Below are 20,492 nucleotides of genomic sequence, written 5' to 3' on the forward strand. Positions count from 1 at the left end.
ACGCTATGTTACTCCTTCCGCCCCAGCTGCTCCTTGAGCGCGGCGAGCTTGGCGAAGGGCGAGTTCGGATCGATCGGACGATCGCGCTCGCGCGGGTTCGCGCTCGACGCGTACGGTCGCAGTGACGGACCGCCCTGGCGGTCACGGCCCTTGTCGCGGTCGCGGCCACGATTGTCGCGGCCCTTGTCGCGATCTCCGCCGAACTTCTTGTTGTCGCGGTTGCGATCGCGATCCTTGTCGCGGTCCCCCTTGCCCTGGAAGCTGCGATTGCGGTCGTCGCGGCGCTCACCGCCCTCGCCGCCTTCACGCGGCTTGCGGAAGTCGCGGCCGCCATCGCGGCGATGGCCGCCGCCATGACGATGGCGATCGCCGCGCTTCTCGCTGTCGGCCGATTGCACAGCCTCGCCTTCAGCGGGCGCCCCAGCTTCGGCACCCGCCTGCGGACGGGGCTGATGATGGTGACGCTGATGACGATGGCGCTCGTGGCGCGGCTTGCGATCCTCGTGACGGCCGGCAGGGCGCCAGACCTCGATCAGCTCGGGCTCGGCAGGCGTCACTGCGGCTTCGACCGGCGCGGCAGCATCGGGCGAAGCGGCGGCTTCGACGGCGGCGGTCTCGGCCGGAGCCGCATCAACCGGTGCTGCGGCCTCTTCGGCCGGCGGTGCAATGCCGGGGGCATCTTCCGGCGTGACCGGCTCTGGCGCAGAAGCTTCCAGCGCCGGCTCCTCGTGAGCCTCCTCTTGGGCGGGCTCGTCCTGGGCCGGCTCGTCGTGCAGCTCCATGCCGGGCGCGTCTTCGACCGTGACGGATTCGGCGGCGGCCTCAGCGGTCGGCGCCTCGGCCGGCAGGCCGGCAACGGCCTCCGTCGCAGCCTCGGTCGAGGTCTCCGCGCTGCCTTCAGCCGGCGGCGTCTCGGCCGTAACAGTCTCGGTCACGACCTGCTCGGTCGCGACAGGCTTCGGCGGCAGCGGTGGGCGCTTCTCCATGCGATAGCCGAGCGCACGCAGCACGGAGGCGAAGTCCTCGCCGGCAGATCCCGTGAGCGAGGTCATGGCCTGCGTGACCACGAAGCTGCGGCCGTCGAAGGCGCCGGCGGGCTTTTCGCCCGGCGAATTCTCGCGCCAGGCCAGCGCCGGGCGGATCAGGTCGGCGAGGCGCTCCAGGATATCGACGCGCACGGCGCGCTCGCCGGCCTGCTTGTAGCCGAGCACGCGATAGGCATCGCGCGGCAGCGCCTTGTCGACCGGGAACGAGGTGCGCCCCGAGGAGGCCAGATGCTGCGCGCCCGAGAGGGCGGAGAGATCGACATTGTCCTGCTTCAGCGCCCACAAGAGCGCTGCGAGCGCACGCGCGGCGGGCTTGAGCAGGCCGGGGAAATAGAGGTGATAGGCGCCGAAGCGGACGCCGTATTTGCGCAAGGTCGCGCGCGAGGGCTGATCGAGATCCTTCAGCTCGCTGGCAATCTTCGGACGCTCGAGCACGCCGAGCGCCTCGACCAGCTGATAGGCGATGCCGCGGGCAATGCCGGTGACGTCCTCGGCCTTCGACAGCTCGAACATCGGCCCGAGCAGCTTTTCGATATGGGTCTTGAGCCAGAGCTCGAGCCGCGCCTGCACCTTGTCGCGGGGGGCGCCGGTCAGGCGCTCGTCCGAGATGATGCGGATGCGCGGATGCAGCGCGTCGTCTGCGGCGGCGAGTCGCGCCACGGCATCGCCGGTCCAGCGGATGATGCCTTCGGACGTCAGCACGAACTGCTCGTCCGGCGCATTGCCCAGCTTTTCGGCGCGCGCGTTGATCTCGCCGGCGAGCACTGCTTGCGCTGCAGCCTGCAAGGCTTTCGCATCGGAGCCGGCTTCCGCCGCATCCGGTGCAAAGGTGAAGCCATCGAGGCGGCCGATGACATGGCCTTCGACGATAACTTCGCCGGTCTTGCCGATTTCAGTATTCAAGCTCGTGTTCTCCCGCAGGCGGCGCATCAATACACTGGTCCGGCGATCAACGAAACGCTCCGTCAAGCGTTCATGGAGCGCATCCGATAATTTATTTTCGACCTCCCGCGTGATCCCCTGCCAGCGTTCCGGGTCTTTCAGCCAGTCCGGGCGGTTGGCGACGAAGGTCCAGGTGCGGATCTGGGCGATTCGGGCCGACAGCGTGTCGATGTCGCCGTCGATGCGGTCGGCCTGGGTGACCTGGGCCTCGAACCAGGAATCGGAAATGCAGCCTTTCCGCATCAGGAAACCGTAGAGCGTCGTCACCAGCTCGGCATGGGCGGCCGGCGACAGCTTTCTGTAGTCCGGCACCTGGCAGGCTTCCCACAGCCGCTCCACCGCGGCCTTGCCATGCGCGATATCGCGCACCTCGCCGTCGCGGGCAGCGTGATCGAGCACGCGCATGTCCTCGGCGATCGGCGCGCGCGTCAGCGTCTCGTGGCCGGGGGCGAGGTTCAGCGAGACCTGGAGCGCGCCGAGCGAGGAGAAATCGAGCTTGGAATTGCGCCATTGCAGCACCTTCACGGCATCGAAGGTGTGGTTCTGGAGCGCGTTGACGAGCTCGGGCTCGAACGGCGCGCAGCGGCCCGTGGTGCCGAAGGTGCCGTTGCGGGTGGCGCGGCCGGCGCGGCCTGCGACTTGCGCGAATTCGGCTGGCGTGAGGCGGCGGAACTGGTAGCCGTCGAACTTGCGGTCGGAGGCGAAGGCGACGTGGTCGACGTCGAGATTGAGGCCCATGCCGACCGCGTCGGTGGCGACGAGATAATCGACGTCGCCGTTCTGGAACATCGCTACTTGCGCGTTGCGTGTGCGTGGGCTGAGCGAACCCAGCACCACGGCGGCGCCGCCGTGCTGGCGGCGGATCAGCTCGGCGATGGCGTAGACTTCGTCGGCGGAGAAGGCGACGATGGCGGTGCGGCGCGGCTGGCGCGTGATCTTGCGGTCGCCGGCGAATTCGAGCTGCGACAATCTGGGCCGCGTGATCATGGAGACGCCCGGCAACAGGCGCTCGATGATCGGGCGCATGGTGGCGGCCCCTAGCAGCAGCGTCTCGTCGCGGCCGCGGCGGTTGAGCAGCCGATCGGTGAAGACGTGGCCGCGCTCGAGATCCGCGGCGATCTGGACCTCGTCGACGGCGAGGAAGGAGACGTCGAGATCCCGCGGCATCGCCTCAACGGTCGAGACCCAATAGCGCGGATTCCTGGGCTTGATCTTCTCCTCGCCGGTGACGAGCGCGACGCTGGCCTCGCCGGCTCTGGCGGCGATCTTGTTGTAGACCTCGCGCGCCAAAAGGCGCAGCGGCAGGCCGATCATCCCCGAGGGATGCGCCAGCATCCGCTCGATGGCGAGATGGGTCTTGCCGGTGTTGGTCGGACCGAGCACCGCAGTGACGCCCGCACCGGGTGCGCGCTCGGAGGCGAAGGGGGAGGAGGAAAAAGCCATGTCTGGGGGAATAGGTAATGGCGATTTGGGCGAATGTCAGTGCTGGATGGGGCGGTGAGGGGGCTTGGTTGCAAGCTGACGCGCGAAGCGCTTGGAAGTCACCTCGCCCCGCTTGCGGGGAGAGGTCGGCGCGAAGCGCCGGGTGAGGGGGCTCTCCGCGAACCCATCTCTCACCGTCCCCGCGGAGACCCCCCTCACCCCAACCCTCTCCCCGCAAGCGGGGCGAGGGAGAAAAATCCCGCGCAACTGTCTCACTTTGCGACGCTTTTCCCGTTCGCCTTAAGCTTCGGAACGACTCTAGAACGAATCGCGGCCGAATCGCTGACTCCCAATTGAGTCCCGTTCCGTTCACGCAACATGTCGCGGGACTCGTCCTGGTTGCGCACTAGATGGAGTTTTGCGTGAGGGCACAAGCGCGCGGGGTGGTTAAAGCTGGGGATGGCCTTGAGTCGAATCAGAATCGGGGAGGAGTCAAATGGATTCCCTCCGGCGGAGGGCTGCAAAACAAAAGTCGCGAAAACAACCCCATGCACAGTAGCTAAGTGATTGATATTGCTGGAGTGCTCTTACCCTCCCCTGGAGGGGGAGGGTCGGCACGGAATCGAGCGAAGCGAGATTGCGTGACGGGGTGGGGTGATCTCCTCCCCACGGGCAGCGTTCGTCGCGGAGAGACCGTCACCCCACCCCGCTCGCGCTGCGCGCGATCGACCCTCCCCCTCCAGGGGAGGGTAAGAGCGCAGGGGGAGGGTTAAGAGCGCTACTGCGTCTTGGCGACCCTTGGCGGCTGGGGGGCGGTGATGAAGCTGGTGGCTTCCAGCATCGCGGGGCCGAGCGGGGTCGGCACTTTCAGCCAGAACGGCACCAGGATGCGCGTGCCGGCGATGGGGGCGAACGCGATCTCCATGTTGCGCTGGGCGGCGAGGTATTTGATCACGGGGCGGTCCGGGATGTAGCCGGCGATCGGCACGAAATAGATCGCGCAGACCACGACCGGGCCCTTGTACCCCTTCTCCGCCTTCACGGTCTCCATGCGCTTGAAATCGAGCTTGAGCTCGTAGCGCATGCGGCCATCGAACACCGGCGCCGAGTTGTGGCAGGCCTCCGGCGACACGGGGTCGCCGGTGCCGGGCACGCGCAGCAGCGAGGCCGTCATCGGGTCCCACACGCCGCGGCGATGCGCCTCGGTGACGACGATGCGATCAGGATCGACCGGCGGCTCCGGCAAAATGGCAAAATCCTTCACATTGCCCCTGTCGAGGGTGATGCGGATCTCTTCGGTCTTCTTCTGGGTGGTGGTGGAGGCCTGGTAGCCGGTCGCCACCAGCGCGCCACCAACGACGCGCCCCTGGCTGGCGCCGGTGCCGGACCCGCCCGTGAACGACTTCAAAAGCCCCGACGTGCCGCCGGAGGCCGCCGCCGCAAACACGTCGTCCTGGATATCGATGTTCCAGGCGCCCTTGCCGACGGGAATGCCCGAAAGCGTCGCCTCATATTGCGCCTCGAGCTTGCCTTGCGCCGCCGCCGGCGCCACGCCGGACGCCAGGACCAGACCGCACAGCGCAGGCAGCCAAACCGCCAGGCGCGAGCGGGCCGGGCGCAGCTTTTGCGCAAAAGGGGACGTTGTCAGCACGAAACAATCCAATCGGAGCGCGATGCGCTGTTACTTAAGCCAAAAACCGCGGCAAACAATCTGTCGGGGCGTCCAGCCCCGGGAACTCCACCGGACTCTTCGGCGGCGAATACGCCCTTTATGTGATGGTAAGGCGCGACAATCATTGCCGTTTTGGTGATCGGGTGAAGCGGGCTCCGATACCTCTCCCGCGCGCGGGAGAGGTCGCGCCGCAGGCGCGGGTGAGGGCTTTCTCCTCTGGGGGACACCCGCGATTGCGCCGCCGCGGAGAGAGCCCTCTCCCCAACCCTCCCCCGCGCGCGGGGGAGGGGGTGCGCACCACCCGGGCGGCCCAAATCCCCGCCCCAAAAACTTGACGTCCGGTCCCTTCCCCCCTATACGTCCGCCCGCTCCCTGCAAGGACGAAGAATTTGCCCCCGTGGCGCCCTGAGATGGCGGCCGCACTCGTTGGGGGTTCGAACTAAAGGATTTCTGCCATGTCTCGCCGCTGCGAACTGACGGCCAAGGGCCCCCTCGTCGGCCACAAGGTCAGCCACTCCAACATCAAGACCAAGCGCCGCTTCCTGCCGAACCTCGTCAACGTGACGTTCATCTCGGAAGCTCTGGGCCGCAACGTGCGCCTGCGCGTCTCCACCAACGCGATCAAGAGCGTCGACCACAATGGCGGCCTGGACGCCTTCCTGCTCAAGGCGAGCACCGATGCGCTCTCCCCGCGCGCGGTCGAGCTGAAGCGCGCCATCCAGAAGAAGGTCGGCGAAGCCCAGCCGGCAAAGCAGGCGAGCTGAGAGTTTTACCGTTAAGGGCGGGGGCTAGGTTGCGTCGCGTGGCGTAGGCTTAGCCGAGTAAGAGTTCGAGTAGCGGCCGGATCGGAAGATCCGGCCGTTTTTGTTTTGTGGGGCTACAGAGATCACCGGTTCATACCTATCTTGGCCCTCGCGCATCCATATCAATGCGGTTGGTTTTCGACACTACTCTGAAGGGTGCGGCACATACTGCGACAGACGCGAGTTTGGATGGAGTCCACACTTCGCGCCTTTATCGATGAGTCTGTACAGCGAAGACCAACTGCTCGCAGTACTCAGCAAGCAACTCATCATCATTCAACTTCTCAATCTGTTCCGTGTTAAGAGCGCCAGCAAGTCGAGAAATTAGGTCGTCACGAGAAATGTCTTTGTACGCGCGCATAAAAAATTCGAATAGTTCGTAGGCATCTTTCACAGGCGCATTGACAGAAACGATTTTTCCGAAGTAGGCGTCCGGGTGCGCCTTATACTCGGCGAATTGTGCTTCCGACATTGCCTCACTCAGAACGTGCCCTTTGTCCGTTCCTATATAGATCTTACCATCTGCTTCGCTGACATGGACGGAACTGACCGTTGCTAGCAGCCCTCCTGGAACCGCGTTTTCAAAAAAGTAGGTTTCACCAATTAGAATGCGCTTACTCCCAGATACGAGGCGCCCATCAAAGCTTGAGGGAAACACCAGACACTTCAGAAACATTTCCCCAATTTCAAACGCGTCAGCGTGTCGCTTCCGTTGTCTGTATACCTCTGACAAACGAAAGTAGCCCGGTTTGTTAAAGTCGCTTATTCCCAGTCCAAATGGCACTGCAACTGGTGCTGGGACGTCATCCAATTGTCGATGAAATCCAATGTTTGTTACGAAAACGTACGCAGTCTTCCCCTCTGCAAGCTCTTTGTCTTCGTAACGCTCAAGCCTCGATACGGCTCGATCATGCCAGGTCGGTTTTTGGTTCGAATCGAACTGCGGAGTTGTATTTAGATCGATGAAGATAAGCCGCTCGTCCGCTGCGGGTTTAGCTAGCGCTTGGTTTAGGTGGGGTATCAACCGCGTCAGTGGATCGGCATCGGGACCGCCATCCTTGTCAGTTTTACCCAGAACTCCAACCACTGAACGAGCTTTAGCTTCGACCCAATAGCGCGTGCCAGTTCGTCGTGAGACAGCAGCGAACTCGCAATGCTTGTTCGCTCCATCCTCCTCCTGTTCCAAGGTAAGAGTAAAACCGGCGCGGATTAGGATGTTGGCGACAAAGAGCTCGTAAAAGGCCCCTTGGAAATTTGATCTATCCTTCAAACGCTTGACCAAGCGAGACTGAAGTTCGACATTGTGATCGAGCAAGTAAAGGCTGTACGCCAAACCAAGATAGCAGGCGACAACACCTGTAACCCTTGCTTGGCTTACCTCACCCGGACTCTTGATGGTCTCTTGCTGATAGCGGCAATAGTAGTCATACCATTGCAAAATCTGGTGTCGGTCCTTAAGCGGCTTCTTTATTTCATCATTACCCCATTCTACGCCGAGCTTCTGCTTCATGTAATCGGATAGGAAATCCGGGAAGGTCTTCCATTTATCGGAGAAATAGATCGTATTCCCCACGGCTACGATCTGATGCTCACCGTGCTTCACGCCGACGATAGGCCTACCGAACCCTTGCTGATCTTGTCTGATTTTTTCTTGCGCCCTAACTCGATCCAGCTGCCGCGTGATTTCAGCTTGATCGATGCGCGCTACTCCTCGCGTAGATAACGGCGGCGCCAAACTGCCATGACAATGCTTATATCTGCGTCCGCTACCGCAGGGGCATGGCTTGTTTCGACCGACCTTCATCGAATGGTCCAGAGCAAATTGATACGGCTCGAGTCTTTCGAGAGCGAAGAACGTAGACGCAGACAATCATTCAGCAATCAACGGAAGAGCAGTGCTGCAAGATGACGAAGGAAATGCACATTACAACGCGTCAACTCGCGATATCGTGGTGATCGCCCCAAGGAGAAGATACAGGCATTGTGCGTGCGAAAGCAATTTGAGGCCTTCCGAAAAACATCCAAGTGCCGATTTGTGAGCGCTTTGCCATACTGCCGTAAGTTCTGCACGAAGATACTTCCTCAGGAAACGAAATTGGTTCACCCGTTGACGCCTCGTTTCCGCTATACTCGCCCCGGTAGCATCACACGGAGGCGCATCCCATGGAATCCGCCCACACCACCGATCGCAAGCCCGAGCCGAAGCACCTCGTCATCTGCTGTGACGGCACCGGCAACGAGATCTCGGAGAACATCTCCAACGTCCTGAAGCTCTATCGCTGCCTGCGCAAGACGGACAAGACGCAGCCCAGGCAGATGGTGTTTTACGATCCCGGGGTCGGCACGGTGACGGAGCCGACGACGTGGCACCGGCTCAAGGCCAATATCAACCTGGTGCTGGGGCTCGCCACCGGCTACGGGCTCGATGACAACGTGCTCTCGGCCTATTGCTTCCTGATCGAGCATTACGCGCCGGGCGACAAGATCTACCTGTTCGGCTTTTCGCGCGGGGCCTATACGGTGCGCGTGCTGGCGGGGCTGATCCACAAGATCGGGCTGATCTCGCCGGAGCAGGCGAACCTCGCTGGGAGCGGCCTCATCGCCTACAAGCAATATTCCGGCAGCGGCCGCGGCAACGATATCGCCGATCTCCAGGGCATCGCTTTCGACGAGAGCGGGCCGGTCCCCAAGGACAAATTCGACCTCGCCGCGCAGTTTGCGCGCATCACCTCGACGCGCTGGCCGACCATCCACTTTGTCGGCGTGTGGGACACGGTGGCGAGCGTGATCGTGCCGCGCCCCGACCGCCTGTTCTGGCCGAGCCTGGAGCAGCTCGCCTTCACGCGGCGCGATCCCAGCATCAGGATCTTCCGGCAGGCGATCGCGATCGACGAGCGGCGCCGCATGTTCCGCCTGAACACATATTGCGAGCCGCAGGAGTTCTGGAGCAACCGCTACGTGCCGGACGAGAAGAAGGTGGCGCAGGACATTTTGCAGGTGTGGTTCGCCGGCGTGCATTGCGACGTCGGCGGCGGCTATCCGGAAGCCGAAAGCGGGGAATCGAAATATCCGCTGCTGTGGATGATCGCGGAGGCCGAGAAGGCCGGGCTGAAGTTCAACCCGCGCACGGTGAACCAGCTCGCCTGGGGCATCCAGCGCAAGAACTCGCCGTTCCACTATGTCGCGCCCGCCTTCACCGGCAAGCCGGGCACGCTGCACGATTCCATGAACTGGGCCTGGCGCCTGCTGGAATATCTGCCGAAGAAGGCGAAGTACCGGGAATGGCCGGAGCGGAAAGTCTATTTCGGCTTCTACATTCCCGATGCCGAGCCGCGCCTGATCCCCGACGGCGCGCATGTGCATGAGAGCGTGCTGAAGCGGATGGCGGTGGAGCCGGACTACCGGCCGGTGAATATGCCGAAGGATTACGTGACGGTGCCGATGCCGGTGCCGCCGGGGGTGGATCTGGCGGAGGGGGTGGAGGAGGAGGTGCTGCCACCCTCCCCTGGAGGGGGAGGGTGGCACCGCGCTACCGCGGGTTTCGCCATTCGTTGACACTTTTCGTTAAAATTCTCGGGCGCGGCTTAGGGGGATCGCATCATCTCTTTTCCATGATTGGGACAGATCACCCGCCGCGAGACCTGCGGAGTTGGAGGAGACGTGCCAATGCATCCGCGCAAGTTTGTTCGTGTGAAGCCCGCAGGCCTGGTGTCGCGCCAGGCCAAGATCATCACCGACCCGCGCGCGCCGGTGATCCCGTGCACGCTGATCGACTATTCGCCCGGCGGGGCCTGCGTCGATCTCGGCGGCCAGGTGAAGATTCCCGATCGCTTCGAGCTGCTCCACGTCAACACCAAGAAGCGCTGCCGCATCGCCTGGAAGCGCGGCACGCGCGTGGGCGTGGTGTTTTGACGGGTTGCGGCCGGGACCTTCTGCCCCCCTTGTAGCGCTCATCTCTCGTGTCCCGGACGCGCGCAGCGCGAGCCGGGACCCAGAAGCCGACAGGCAAGCTGCGGATGGATGGGCCCCGGCTCTGCGGAGCGGCACTTCGCGCCGCACCGCGTCCGGGGCACGAGACTGTCGGCAATCATGACGCTTGGAGATAGTCGGTGCCCACCGCCCGCATCTCACATGCGACAGCCCTTCCCTTGCCGCCAAACCGCCAGCGTCTTCGCGCATGACTGATGTGGCGGGGTCGGCTAGATTGCGTGCCCAACAACAAGAACGATTGTCCGGGGAGGACAGGCGTGCACCAGGGACGTGTCGTGTTCGGCGCGATCGAGGAGGTCGTGTTCGGCCATCCTGCGGCCGGCGCCATCGTCGCGCAGATGGACCGGCTCGGAACAAGCCGCGCCTTCCTGATGGTCTCGGGCACGCTGAACCGGCAGACCGATGAGATCACCAAGATCAGGGACGCGCTCGGCTCGCGCTGCGCCGGCCTGTTCGACGCCATGCCGGCGCATACGCCGCGCGAGGCGGTGATCGCGGCGACACAAGCGGCGCGCGCGGCGGAGGCGGACCTGATCGTCACCGTCGGCGGCGGTTCCATTACCGACGGCGCCAAGGCGGTGCAGCTCTGCCTTGCCAACGGCATCGACGATATCGAGGGCATCGACCGTATCCGCGTGCGCAAGGGCATCGCGCCCGAGATGAAGACCCCACACGTGCGGCAGATCAGCGTGCCGACCACCATCGCCGGCGGCGAGTTCTCGTCGATCGCCGGCGTCACCGACCGCGCCGCGCAGGTGAAGCAGATGCTGCGGCATCCGCTCGCGGTGCCGCGCGCGACCATCCTCGATCCTGTAATCACCGTGCACACGCCGGAATGGCTGTTCCTGTCGACCGGCATCCGCGCCGTCGACCATTGCGTCGAGGCGATCTGCTCGCGCGAGGCGCATCCTTACGCCGATGCGCAGGCGGTGAAGGGCCTCGCCATGCTCGCCGACGCGCTGCCGCGGGTGAAGGCCGACCCTGCTGATCTCGACGCGCGGATGGACGCGCAGATCGGCACTTGGCTGTCGATGGGCGCGCTCGCCGCCGGCGTGCCGATGGGCGCGAGCCACGGCATCGGCTACGTGCTGGGCGGCGCCTACGACGTGCCGCACGGCTACACCTCCTGCGTCATGCTGCCGGCGGTTATGCGCTGGAACGCGCGCGACAATGCCGAACGGCAGACCATCGTCGCGGCCGCCATGGGCTATCCCGGCCGTGACGCCGCCGACGTGCTCGATGCCTTCATCCGCTCGCTCGGCATGCCGCGCAGCCTCGCCGACGTGCGCATCTCCCCGGAGCATTTCGATGCGATCGCGGAAGCCGCGATGCGGACGAACTGGATTCCACGCAACCCGCGCAAGATCGAAGGCCCCGCCGATGTGCGCGAAATCCTGCTCCTTGCCGCCTGATCGAAATCCGGAGGATCGATGTACACAGGTCACCATGCCCGCCTGCGCCCGCTGCAGCCCGCCTTCATCATGGCGGGGACGGGCGAAGCCGTCACCTATCGCGAGCTGGAGGCGCGCAGCAACCGCCTGGCGCATCTGTTCCGCAAGCACGGCTTGAGGCGGCTCGACCATTACTCGATCTTCATGGAGAACAATGCGCGCTATCTCGAAGCCTGCGGCGCGGGCGAGCGCTCCGGGCTCTACTACACCTGCATCAACTCGTTCCTGACGCCGGGCGAGCTCGCCTATCTCCTCGTCAACAGCCAGTCGAAGATCCTGATCACCTCGATGGCCAAGCTCGCCATCGCGCGCGAGGCGATTGAGGCCTGTCCCGGCGTCGAGCTCTGCATCGTCGCAGACGGCCCCGGCGAGAGCGAGCGCATCGTCGGGCTGACTGAAGTGACCGCCGGACTGCCGGCAACGCCGATCGAAGATGAATGGCTCGGCACCGCCATGCTCTATTCCTCCGGCACGACCGGACGGCCAAAGGGCATCCTGCGTCCGCTGCCGGAGGAGAAGCCGAAGCACAATCTGCCGCTGTTCGATTTCCTGGTCGGGCTCTGGCACTACCGCGAGGGCATGGTCTATTTGTCGCCGGCGCCGCTCTATCATTCCGCGCCGCAGGCGGCCGTGAACCTCACGATCCGCATGGGCGGTACCGTGATCATCATGGAGAGTTTCGATCCCGAGCGTTACCTGCAGCTCGTCGAGCAATGGGGCATCACCCACACGCAACTGGTGCCGACGATGTTTTCGCGCATGCTGAAGTTGCCAGAAGAGGTGCGCGCCCGCTACGATTTGTCCTCGCTGGAGATCGCGATCCACGCCGCCGCGCCCTGCCCGCCCCAGGTCAAGGACGACATGATCAGATGGTGGGGACCGATCATCCACGAATATTACGGCGCGACCGAAGGCCTCGGCTTCACCGCCTGCAACAGCGAGGAATGGCTGGCGCATCGCGGCACCGTCGGCAAGGTGCTGCTCGGGGATCTGCACATTCTCGACGAGAACATGCGGGAGTGCCCGACCGGCACGCCCGGCCAGGTCTGGTTCAAGACGGCAACGCCCTTCGAATATTTCAACGACCCGGAGAAGACCAGGGAGGCGCGCTCTGCCGATGGCAGCATGAGCACGGTCGGCGACGTCGGCTATGTCGATGCCGACCGCTTCCTCTACCTGACCGACCGCGCCACCTTCATGATCATCTCCGGCGGGGTGAACATCTATCCGCAGGAATGCGAGAACCTGCTGATCACCCACCCCAAGGTTGCCGATGCCGCGGTGTTCGGCGTACCCAATGCCGATCTCGGCGAAGAGGTGAAGGCGGTGGTGCAGCCGATGCCGGGCGTGGTGCCGGGGCCGGCGCTCGCCGAAGAGCTGATCGCGTTCTGCGCCAAATCGCTGTCGCGGCAGAAGGTGCCGCGCTCGGTCGATTTCGAGAAGGAATTGCCGCGGCTGCCCACGGGGAAGCTGTACAAGCGGCTGCTGCGGGACCGCTATTGGGGGAACAAGTCCTCGCGGATCGTGTGAGGGTTGCTTCGCCTCTCCCCGCGTGCGGGGAGAGGCCGAAATTCGAGCGCAGCTTGAATTTCGGGTGAGGGGGAGCCTCCGCGAGTCCAACTCTCACCGTCCCCGTGGAGAGTCCCCTCACCCCAACCCTCTCCCCGCAAGCGGGGCGAGGGAGCGCACCTTCGCCGCGGCTCCAGCAACGCCATTACCCTTCGCACCTGCACTCTCGCATGATGAGAGATGAACCCCGTGGCCATCCGTCATCCGAATTGTCGAGAGCGTAGCTGGCCTTGCGGGTTGCCTCGCTGCACGCGCCTCGCTATCGTCTGGATAAACAGGCCGAAAAGGCGAAAGTCCAGGGAGGATGAGCATGCGGAGCGTGTGGGCGCTCGCCGCAATGGCGACGTTATCTGTGCTGACGGCCTCAACCGCCACGCTCGCCGGCGAGCCCAAGCAGGGCGGCATCTTGCGGATGTATCACCGCGACAGTCCGGCCAACGCTTCGATCCTCGAAGGCGCGACCTATTCGATCAACGTGCCGTTCATGGGGGTGTTCAACAATCTCCTGATCTACGATCAGCACATCGCGCAGAACAGTCCCGATACGCTGCGGCCGGACCTCGCCGAAAGCTGGTCCTGGAGCAGCGACAACAAGAAGCTGACGTTCAAGCTGCGCCAGGGCGTGAAATGGCACGACGGCAAGCCGTTCACGTCGGCCGACGTCAAGTGCAGCTTCGATCTCCTGATGGGCAAGTCGCAGCAGAAGCTGCGGCAGAATCCGCGCAAGGCCTGGTACAGCGAGGTCAACGAGGTCACGACGAACGGCGAATTCGAGGTCACCTTCGACCTGAAGCGGCCGCAGCCTTCGCTGCTGGCGATGCTCGCCTCCGGCTACACGCCGGTCTATCCCTGTCACGTCTCGCCGGCGGACATGCGCACCCATCCGATCGGGACCGGGCCGTTCAAGTTCGTCGAGTTCAAGGCCAACGAATCGATCAAGCTGACGCGCAATCCGGACTATTGGAAGAAGGGCCTGCCCTATCTCGACGGCATCGAGTACACCATCATCACCAACCGCTCGACCGCGATCCTGGCCTTCGTCGCCGGCAAGTTCGACATGACCTTTCCGACGCACATCACCATCCCGCTGCTGAAGGACATCAAGTCGCAGGCGCCGAACGCGACCTGCGTCGTCGAGCCGACCAACGTCTCGACCAACATCATCGTCAATTCGAGCTCCGCGCCGTTCGACAACATCGACATCCGCCGGGCGATGGCGCTCGCGCTCGACCGCAAGGCGTTCGTCGACATCCTGTTCGAAGGCCAGGGCGACATCGGCGGCACCATGCTGCCGCCGCCGCAGGGCATCTGGGGCATGCCCAAGGACAGGCTGGAGACCATTCCGGGCTATGGCCGCGACATCAATGCCAACCGCGAGGAAGCCAAGAAGCTGATGCAGAAGGCGGGCTACGGTCCGGACAAGCACCTCGCGGTGAAGGTCTCGACGCGCAACATCGCCGAATATCGCGATCCCGCCGTGATCCTGATCGACCAGCTCAAAAGCATCTATATCGACGGCGAGCTCGACGTCGTGGAAACCGCGAACTGGTTCCCGAAGGTCGCCCGCAAGGATTACATGCTCGGCCTCAACCTGACCGGCAATTCCGTCGACGATCCCGACCAGTCCTTCTACGAGAATTATTCCTGCGGCTCGGAACGGAACTACACCAATTATTGCAACAAGGAGATCGAGAAGCTGTTCGACGTGCAGTCGCAGGAGACCGACATCAAAAAGCGCAGGCCGCTGGTGTGGGACATCGACAAGAAGCTGCAGGAGGACGTCGCCCGCCCGATCATCTTCCATGCGCGCGCCGGCACCTGCTGGCACCCCTACGTCAAGGGCGTCACGATCATGTCGAACAGCTCCTATAACGGCTTCCGTTACGAGGATGTGTGGCTCGACAAGTAACGCGAAAGGCTAGCGCGGAGGGCGATGCATGTTTGCCTATCTGGTGCGGCGCCTGTTCCTGATGCTCGTGACCCTGTTCGGGATCTCGGTCGTCATCTTCTTCCTGCTGCGCATCGTGCCGGGCAACATCGTCGACATCCTGTTCGCCGCCGCCGGCTACGTCGATCCGGCCGACAAGGCCAATCTGGAGAAAGAGCTCGGCATCGACCGGCCGCTGATCGTGCAATATTGGCACTGGATCGGCGGCTTCCTGCGCGGCGATTTCGGCTACTCCTATGTCTCGGAGAAGCCGGCGCTGCAGGAGATCCTGCCGCGGATTCCGATCACGGCAAAGCTCGCCGGCCTCGCGCTGTTGTTCTCGGCATCGATCGGCATTCCGCTCGGCGTCATCAGCGCGGTGAAGCAGGGCACGAAGCTCGACTACGCGCTGCGCGTCGTCAGCCTCAGCGGCCTGTCGCTGCCCTCGTTCTGGCTCGGCCTTCTCATCCTCACCGCGTCGGTGGCGATGTTCGGGCAGATGCCGATCTTCAATCCGAATCCGAAGACGTGGCTCGAGGCGTTCGCGACCTACGCCGTGCCGGCCGCCGCCGTCGGCTTCCGCAGCGCGGCGCTGACCATGCGCATCACGCGATCCTCGATGCTGGAGGTGCTGCGGCAGGATTACATCCGCACCGCCCGCGCCAAGGGCGCGTCCGAAGCCGCGGTGAACTATCACCACGCGCTGAAAAACGCGATCCTGCCCGTGATCACCGTGATCGGCATCGAGGCGGCGTTCCTGATCGGCGGCCTGATCGTCACCGAGACCGTGTTCAACATCCCCGGCGTCGCCCGCTTCCTGGTCGAGGCAATCCGCTGGCGCGACTATCCGATCGTGCAGAACCTCGTGATGTTCATCGCGGTCGTGGTGGTGTTCGCCAACTTCACCGTCGACATGCTCTACGCGGTGTTCGACCCGCGGATCAGGTACACGGATTAGCACCATGCTTGTCATCCACGCCGCGCTCGCACATTCCTCTACCTCTCCCCGTTTGCGGGGAGAGGTCGAATTTGCGCGAAGCGTAAATTCGGGTGAGGGGGAGTCTCCGCGAATCCAACTCTCACCTCCCCCGTGGAGAGCCCCCCTCACCCCGACCCTCTCCCCGCGCGCGGGGAGAGGGAGAAGGTAGACCCATGGCCGCGATCGACTTCGACGTTGAACTGAGGCGGGCCGGGGCGCATGCGACCGGGGGCTGGCGGCGCGTGCTGTTCATGGCGCAGCGGCACGTGCTGGGCGCGGCCGGGCTCATCATCATGACATTGTTCGTGCTGACGGCGATCTTCGCCGATGTCATCGCGCGCTATGATCCGCTGACGGTCGATTCCGCCCGCGCGCTGGCGCGACCGAGCCTGGCGCACTGGATGGGCACCGATTCCTTTGGCCGCGACGTGTTCAGCCGCATCATCCACGGCGCGCGGATCTCGCTCGCGGTCGGCATCGGCTCAACCGTGCTCGGCGGCACCATCGGCGTGATCGTCGGCCTCACCTCCGGCTATCTCTCCGGCTGGGTCGATCTTGTGTTCCAGCGCGTCTCCGACGTGCTGCAGGCGCTGCCGCTGCTGGTGCTGGCGCTGGTGATGACGGCAGCGCTCGGACCCTCGCTGCCGAACGTGATCATCGCCATCGCCATTCCGCTGATCCCGACGGTGGCGCGCGTCATCCGCGCCAACACGCTGGCGCTGCGCGAGCAGCCGTTCGTCGAGGCCGCCAAGTCGATCGGCATGAGCGAGATGCGGATTGCGCTGCGCCACGTGCTGCCGAACACGCTGGCGCCGCTGATCGTGCTCGCCACGGCCCAGCTCGGCTCGACCATCCTGACCGAGGCTTCGCTCTCCTTCCTCGGCCTCGGCATTCCCGAACCCTATCCGTCATGGGGGCGCATGCTGTCCGAATCCGCCGCCGAATATGTCCGCACCGCGCCGTGGCTGGTTATCTTCCCCGGCATCGCGATCAGCCTCGCCGTGTTCGGCGCCAATCTGTTCGGCGACGCCCTGCGTGACATCCTGGATCCGAGGCAGCGCGGCTGATGGCGGACAAGACCGATCTCGTGCTCGATGTGAAGAACCTGAAGACGGTGTTCTTCACCAATTCCGGCCTGTTCAAGGCCGTCGACGACCTCTCCTTCAGCGTGAGGCGCGGCGAGACGCTGGCGATCGTCGGAGAATCCGGCTGCGGCAAGAGCGTGACGGCGCTGTCGCTGATGCGTCTCGTGCCCGATCCGCCCGGCCGCATCGTCGGCGGCTCCGTCGCGCTGGAAGGCACCGATCTCTTGGCGCTGGATGAATCCGAGATGCGCAGCGTCCGGGGCAACCGCATCTCCATGATCTTCCAGGAGCCGATGACCTCGCTCAATCCGGTGATGCGGATCGGCGACCAGATCGTCGAGGCGGTGCGGCTGCACCGGAACATCTCGTCGAAGGAGGCGCAAGGCATCGCCGTCGAGATGCTGCGGCTGGTGCGCATTCCCGAGCCGGCGCGGCGGGCGCGCGAATATCCGCACCAGCTGTCCGGCGGCATGCGCCAGCGCGCGATGATCGCGATGGCGCTGGCCTGCCGGCCGGCGCTCTTGATCGCGGACGAGCCGACCACTGCGCTCGACGTCACCATCCAGGCGCAGATTCTGGCGCTGATCCTCGACCTCCAGAAGGAGCTCGGCACCGGGCTGGTGCTGATCACGCATGATCTCGGCGTGGTCGCACAGACCGCGCAGCGCGTGATCGTGATGTATGCGGGGCGGAAGGTCGAGGAAGCCAGCGTCGAGGCGCTGTTCGCGGCGCCGAAGCATCCCTACACGCGGGGACTGATGGCCTCGATCCCGGCCGTGCCGGCTTCCGGCGTCGCCGCGCAGGCGCGGCTGAACGAAATCCCCGGCACGGTGCCGTCGCTGGTGCGGCTGCCGCAAGGCTGCGCCTTCGCGCCGCGCTGCAAGCTCGCCATCAAGCGTTGCGAGGCCGAATATCCGCCGCTTTCGGATTGGGGCGGCGGCCATCTCGCCGCCTGCTGGCGCGCGGAAGAAGTCGCGGAGGTGGCATGACCGAGGCGCTGCTCGAAGTCACCGATCTCAAGAAGCACTACCCGGTGCGCGCCGGCGTGTTGCGCCGGCAGGTCGGCACCGTGCATGCGGTCGATGGCGTCTCGTTCGCACTCGGCATCGGCGAGACGCTCGGCCTGGTCGGCGAATCCGGCTGCGGAAAGTCCACGGTGGCGCGCAGCGTGCTGCGACTGGTCGAGCCGACCTCGGGCCAGATCCGCCTCGACGGTGAAGACATCACGCATCTGTCGAAAACGGCGCTGCGGCCGCACCGCCGCTCGATGCAGATCGTATTCCAGGACCCGTTCGCCTCCCTCAATCCGCGCATGACGGCCGGCGATATCGTCGGCGAGCCGATCGCGGTGCACGGGCTTGCCCCAGGCAAGGAGCTGGACGCGCGGGTTGCAAGGCTGTTCGAGCAAGTGGGCTTGCGGCCCGACCAGATGGGCAATTTCCCGCATCAATTCTCCGGCGGCCAGCGCCAGCGCATCTGCATCGCCCGCGCGCTGGCGCTGGAGCCGCGCCTGATCGTCTGCGACGAGCCGGTCTCCGCGCTCGACGTCTCGATCCAGGCGCAGGTGATCAATCTGCTGATCGACCTGCAGCGGCAGCACGGCTTTTCCTATCTCTTCATCGCGCACGACCTCGCCGTGGTCGCGCATATCAGCCACCGCGTCGCCGTGATGTATCTCGGCCGCATCGTCGAGATCGCCGACAAGGACGAGCTGTTCCGCAATCCCAGGCATCCCTACACCCAGGCCCTGCTCGCCTCGGTGCCGATCGCCAATCCGCTGGCGAAGAAGCTCGCGCCGCTGGTCGACGGCGACGTGCCGAGCCCGGTCAACCCACCGTCCGGCTGCGCATTCCACACCCGCTGCCGGTTTGCGATGGAGCGGTGCAAGACGGAGCGGCCGGCGCTGCTGGATGCCGGCGACGGGCATCAGGTCGCGTGCCTGCTCAATGACGGCACGGGGCGAGGCCGCTAGGGCGTGTACTCATAAGAGCAATGCCAGCTCCTGCGGGAAGAGCGGAAATCTTCTGCTGGGCAAAGCTTTACCGTTTTTGGCCCGAAGTAAACCATGCCCGATTTCGCGAGTGTTGATCGGCCAACACAACCCGATATACGGTCGCAGCCAGTCGGCAGATGAAGAGGTGCCATGAACAGCCAGGAATTTGTTGAAGCTATCAAGCGCTACGTGGGGGATGCCGCAATCGAAGACACAGTAGCCCTCCTGAAGAGCCCGCCGGGCAGAAACGTGCCACCCGAACAGCGCGCGCGCTCGGAATGGTACCAAAGCCTGCGAGCGGGAGACGCCGATAACGTCAATGGCGTGATTGCGACGGCAGTCCATCAAACGCTGTTCGGCCTTCTGGCGGTGCTCGACGGCGTGCGATCCGTCGACAACGAAGGGGGGCGCTTCGAGCTAACCTATGTCGGTTCGACACGGGTTGTGCTCAATGACCAGCAGGCCATAAGTCTACACGATCTCTTAAACGCCTCAGGTTGAGATCTGCTCGGCCTGCCATGAGCATCCACTTCGTCGTATCGGTTAGGGGCGATGTCCGCTTCTGGCCCTTCAGCGACATTGGAAGATTGCTGCTTCTCCGCCGGTGTTGGGGCTGAAGCGGACATCAGGCGGCGGCCAGCCGCTTAATGAGTGCACGGCCTAGATCCCAGCGCCCGGATCACCGGCCAGGCCGCGAGCGCGGCGGCAAGGTGCTTGAGCGTATGGCCTGAGACGATGTGGCCGGTGGCTTCGAACACGGTCACATCGCCCAGCTCGAAAAGCTTGGCGAGCACATAGAAGGCGATCACGCCGCCGAGTGGCACGCCAAGCGCGCCGGGCCGGGGACGCGTCAGCGCCAGTGCCACGGCCAGCGCCATGCCGCCGAACTGCACCACCACCCAGGGCGTGAGATTCTCGCGCGCCACCCAGGCAGCCAACAGGCCCGCGATCATCGTCAGCACCAGCACTGCCTCGCCTGCGCGCGTGCTGATCCGCTCGCTGGCCGCGATGCCCAGAAAGCCTGCGAATGCCACCGCCATGCCGAGACGATCGGCCACGAGCCGTTGCGGCACATCGGGGTCGAGATGATAGAAGCCAGAGCCGAGGCACGTGAGGACCAGTCCCACGAAGAACCAGCTTGCCCCGACTGGCGCATCACTTCGGCCGCGCAGCCGCTCCGAGCCGCAGACACCCATTGCGAGGAAGGCGAGATTGCTCAGCACGTCGCCGGCGTTGGGGACGCCGAGCCAGGTGCGGTCGTCGACGAAATGCGGGATGTGCCAGGCGGCGGCGGGCAATGCGGGCGCGAGAAGCGCGGTGAGCGTCAGGACTGAGAGCGCGCCGATCAGGTATTTTTCGCGGGGCTCTAGCGCGCCAAGCGCGAAACGGCGCGACAGTGACGGCAGCCTGGCATTGGCCGCTTGAGCGGGATCGTCGATGCGCAACATTCGAGACTCCACCGAAATGAACAGCGTTCAATAATCGTATCCTGTAACTGAACAATGTTCAATGGAGATCCTGCGCAATTTTTCGAGCTAATACCTCTTTGAAATCGCTTGCATTTCGACGTCCGAGAGGCGCCGTGGGGGCGGGCTAGTCGAAGCGCGGTAGGG

15 protein-coding genes are annotated in these 20,492 nt (G+C 64.3%); 11 read left to right on the forward strand and 4 right to left on the reverse strand.

The window, feature by feature from the left end:
- Nucleotides 1-8: 8 nt before the first annotated feature.
- Both HZZ16_RS34160 and HZZ16_RS34165 read right to left on the reverse strand, forming a co-directional pair.
- Nucleotides 9-3,431, reverse strand: a complete 3,423-nt coding sequence (locus tag HZZ16_RS34160; RefSeq protein WP_197954870.1) for a helicase-related protein — start codon at nucleotides 3,429-3,431, stop codon at nucleotides 9-11.
- A gap of 757 nt (nucleotides 3,432-4,188) precedes the next feature.
- Nucleotides 4,189-4,998 carry a DUF3108 domain-containing protein gene (locus HZZ16_RS34165; RefSeq protein WP_376707610.1) on the reverse strand — a complete coding sequence of 270 codons (810 nt, stop codon included), beginning with the start codon at nucleotides 4,996-4,998 and terminating at the stop codon, nucleotides 4,189-4,191.
- Between the two features lie 539 nt (nucleotides 4,999-5,537).
- Here HZZ16_RS34165 and rpmB point away from each other — a divergent pair.
- On the forward strand, nucleotides 5,538-5,846 hold the full coding sequence (gene rpmB, locus HZZ16_RS34170) for a 50S ribosomal protein L28 (protein ID WP_197954873.1): 309 nt from the start codon (nucleotides 5,538-5,540) through the stop codon (nucleotides 5,844-5,846).
- A 250-nt stretch (nucleotides 5,847-6,096) separates the two neighbouring features.
- On the opposite strand, the gene HZZ16_RS34175 is transcribed toward rpmB, so the two are convergent.
- A complete protein-coding gene (locus HZZ16_RS34175) occupies nucleotides 6,097-7,689 on the reverse strand; it encodes a YecA family protein (protein WP_197954875.1) in 1,593 nt (530 codons plus the stop codon).
- Between the two features lie 359 nt (nucleotides 7,690-8,048).
- On the opposite strand from HZZ16_RS34175, the gene HZZ16_RS34180 reads away from it, so the two are divergent.
- From HZZ16_RS34180 to HZZ16_RS34225, 10 genes are all read left to right on the forward strand, one after another.
- The gene (locus tag HZZ16_RS34180; protein ID WP_197954879.1) at nucleotides 8,049-9,440 is read left to right on the forward strand and encodes a T6SS phospholipase effector Tle1-like catalytic domain-containing protein; all 1,392 of its coding nucleotides are present in this window, start codon (nucleotides 8,049-8,051) and stop codon (nucleotides 9,438-9,440) included.
- Nucleotides 9,441-9,551: 111 nt separating this feature from the next.
- The gene (locus HZZ16_RS34185; protein ID WP_027565029.1) at nucleotides 9,552-9,797 is read left to right on the forward strand and encodes a PilZ domain-containing protein; all 246 of its coding nucleotides are present in this window, start codon (nucleotides 9,552-9,554) and stop codon (nucleotides 9,795-9,797) included.
- Between the two features lie 335 nt (nucleotides 9,798-10,132).
- Nucleotides 10,133-11,287 carry an iron-containing alcohol dehydrogenase gene (locus HZZ16_RS34190; RefSeq protein ID WP_197954880.1) on the forward strand — a complete coding sequence of 385 codons (1,155 nt, stop codon included), beginning with the start codon at nucleotides 10,133-10,135 and terminating at the stop codon, nucleotides 11,285-11,287.
- An 18-nt stretch (nucleotides 11,288-11,305) separates the two neighbouring features.
- Nucleotides 11,306-12,856, forward strand: coding sequence for an AMP-binding protein (locus HZZ16_RS34195; protein WP_197954881.1), 1,551 nt, complete (start codon nucleotides 11,306-11,308; stop codon nucleotides 12,854-12,856).
- 349 nt (nucleotides 12,857-13,205) lie between these two features.
- A complete protein-coding gene (locus HZZ16_RS34200; RefSeq protein ID WP_197954882.1) occupies nucleotides 13,206-14,804 on the forward strand; it encodes an ABC transporter substrate-binding protein in 1,599 nt (532 codons plus the stop codon).
- 28 nt (nucleotides 14,805-14,832) lie between these two features.
- Nucleotides 14,833-15,780, forward strand: coding sequence for an ABC transporter permease (locus tag HZZ16_RS34205; RefSeq protein ID WP_197954883.1), 948 nt, complete (start codon nucleotides 14,833-14,835; stop codon nucleotides 15,778-15,780).
- Nucleotides 15,781-15,974: 194 nt separating this feature from the next.
- A complete protein-coding gene (locus tag HZZ16_RS34210) occupies nucleotides 15,975-16,868 on the forward strand; it encodes an ABC transporter permease (protein ID WP_197954884.1) in 894 nt (297 codons plus the stop codon).
- Nucleotides 16,868-17,875, forward strand: a complete 1,008-nt coding sequence (locus HZZ16_RS34215; protein WP_197954885.1) for an ABC transporter ATP-binding protein — start codon at nucleotides 16,868-16,870, stop codon at nucleotides 17,873-17,875. Before HZZ16_RS34210 ends, HZZ16_RS34215 begins: the two co-directional genes overlap by 1 nt.
- A complete protein-coding gene (locus HZZ16_RS34220; RefSeq protein WP_197954887.1) occupies nucleotides 17,872-18,858 on the forward strand; it encodes an ABC transporter ATP-binding protein in 987 nt (328 codons plus the stop codon). The genes HZZ16_RS34215 and HZZ16_RS34220 overlap by 4 nt, the downstream gene beginning before the upstream one ends.
- A 171-nt stretch (nucleotides 18,859-19,029) precedes the next feature.
- Nucleotides 19,030-19,380, forward strand: coding sequence for a hypothetical protein (locus HZZ16_RS34225; protein WP_197954889.1), 351 nt, complete (start codon nucleotides 19,030-19,032; stop codon nucleotides 19,378-19,380).
- A 143-nt stretch (nucleotides 19,381-19,523) separates the two neighbouring features.
- Here HZZ16_RS34225 and HZZ16_RS34230 read toward each other — a convergent pair whose 3' ends face one another.
- The gene (locus HZZ16_RS34230; protein ID WP_197954891.1) at nucleotides 19,524-20,327 is read right to left on the reverse strand and encodes a hypothetical protein; all 804 of its coding nucleotides are present in this window, start codon (nucleotides 20,325-20,327) and stop codon (nucleotides 19,524-19,526) included.
- Nucleotides 20,328-20,492 lie beyond the last annotated feature (165 nt).

The sequence above is a fragment of the Bradyrhizobium glycinis genome (genome assembly GCF_016031655.1).
Classification (GTDB): Bacteria; Pseudomonadota; Alphaproteobacteria; order Rhizobiales; family Xanthobacteraceae; genus Bradyrhizobium; species Bradyrhizobium glycinis.

Excerpts from the sequence above, each read along its gene's own strand:
- HZZ16_RS34160 (WP_197954870.1), bottom strand. The coding sequence starts at position 3,431 with ATGGCTTTTTCCTCCTCCCCCTTCGCCTCCGAGCGCGCACCCGGTGCG.
- rpmB (WP_197954873.1), top strand. The coding sequence starts at position 5,538 with ATGTCTCGCCGCTGCGAACTGACGGCCAAGGGCCCCCTCGTCGGCCAC.
- HZZ16_RS34175 (WP_197954875.1), bottom strand. The coding sequence starts at position 7,689 with ATGAAGGTCGGTCGAAACAAGCCATGCCCCTGCGGTAGCGGACGCAGA.
- HZZ16_RS34180 (WP_197954879.1), top strand. The coding sequence starts at position 8,049 with ATGGAATCCGCCCACACCACCGATCGCAAGCCCGAGCCGAAGCACCTC.
- HZZ16_RS34185 (WP_027565029.1), top strand. The coding sequence starts at position 9,552 with ATGCATCCGCGCAAGTTTGTTCGTGTGAAGCCCGCAGGCCTGGTGTCG.
- HZZ16_RS34195 (WP_197954881.1), top strand. The coding sequence starts at position 11,306 with ATGTACACAGGTCACCATGCCCGCCTGCGCCCGCTGCAGCCCGCCTTC.
- HZZ16_RS34200 (WP_197954882.1), top strand. The coding sequence starts at position 13,206 with ATGCGGAGCGTGTGGGCGCTCGCCGCAATGGCGACGTTATCTGTGCTG.
- HZZ16_RS34205 (WP_197954883.1), top strand. The coding sequence starts at position 14,833 with ATGTTTGCCTATCTGGTGCGGCGCCTGTTCCTGATGCTCGTGACCCTG.
- HZZ16_RS34210 (WP_197954884.1), top strand. The coding sequence starts at position 15,975 with ATGGCCGCGATCGACTTCGACGTTGAACTGAGGCGGGCCGGGGCGCAT.
- HZZ16_RS34215 (WP_197954885.1), top strand. The coding sequence starts at position 16,868 with ATGGCGGACAAGACCGATCTCGTGCTCGATGTGAAGAACCTGAAGACG.
- HZZ16_RS34220 (WP_197954887.1), top strand. The coding sequence starts at position 17,872 with ATGACCGAGGCGCTGCTCGAAGTCACCGATCTCAAGAAGCACTACCCG.
- HZZ16_RS34225 (WP_197954889.1), top strand. The coding sequence starts at position 19,030 with ATGAACAGCCAGGAATTTGTTGAAGCTATCAAGCGCTACGTGGGGGAT.
- HZZ16_RS34230 (WP_197954891.1), bottom strand. The coding sequence starts at position 20,327 with ATGTTGCGCATCGACGATCCCGCTCAAGCGGCCAATGCCAGGCTGCCG.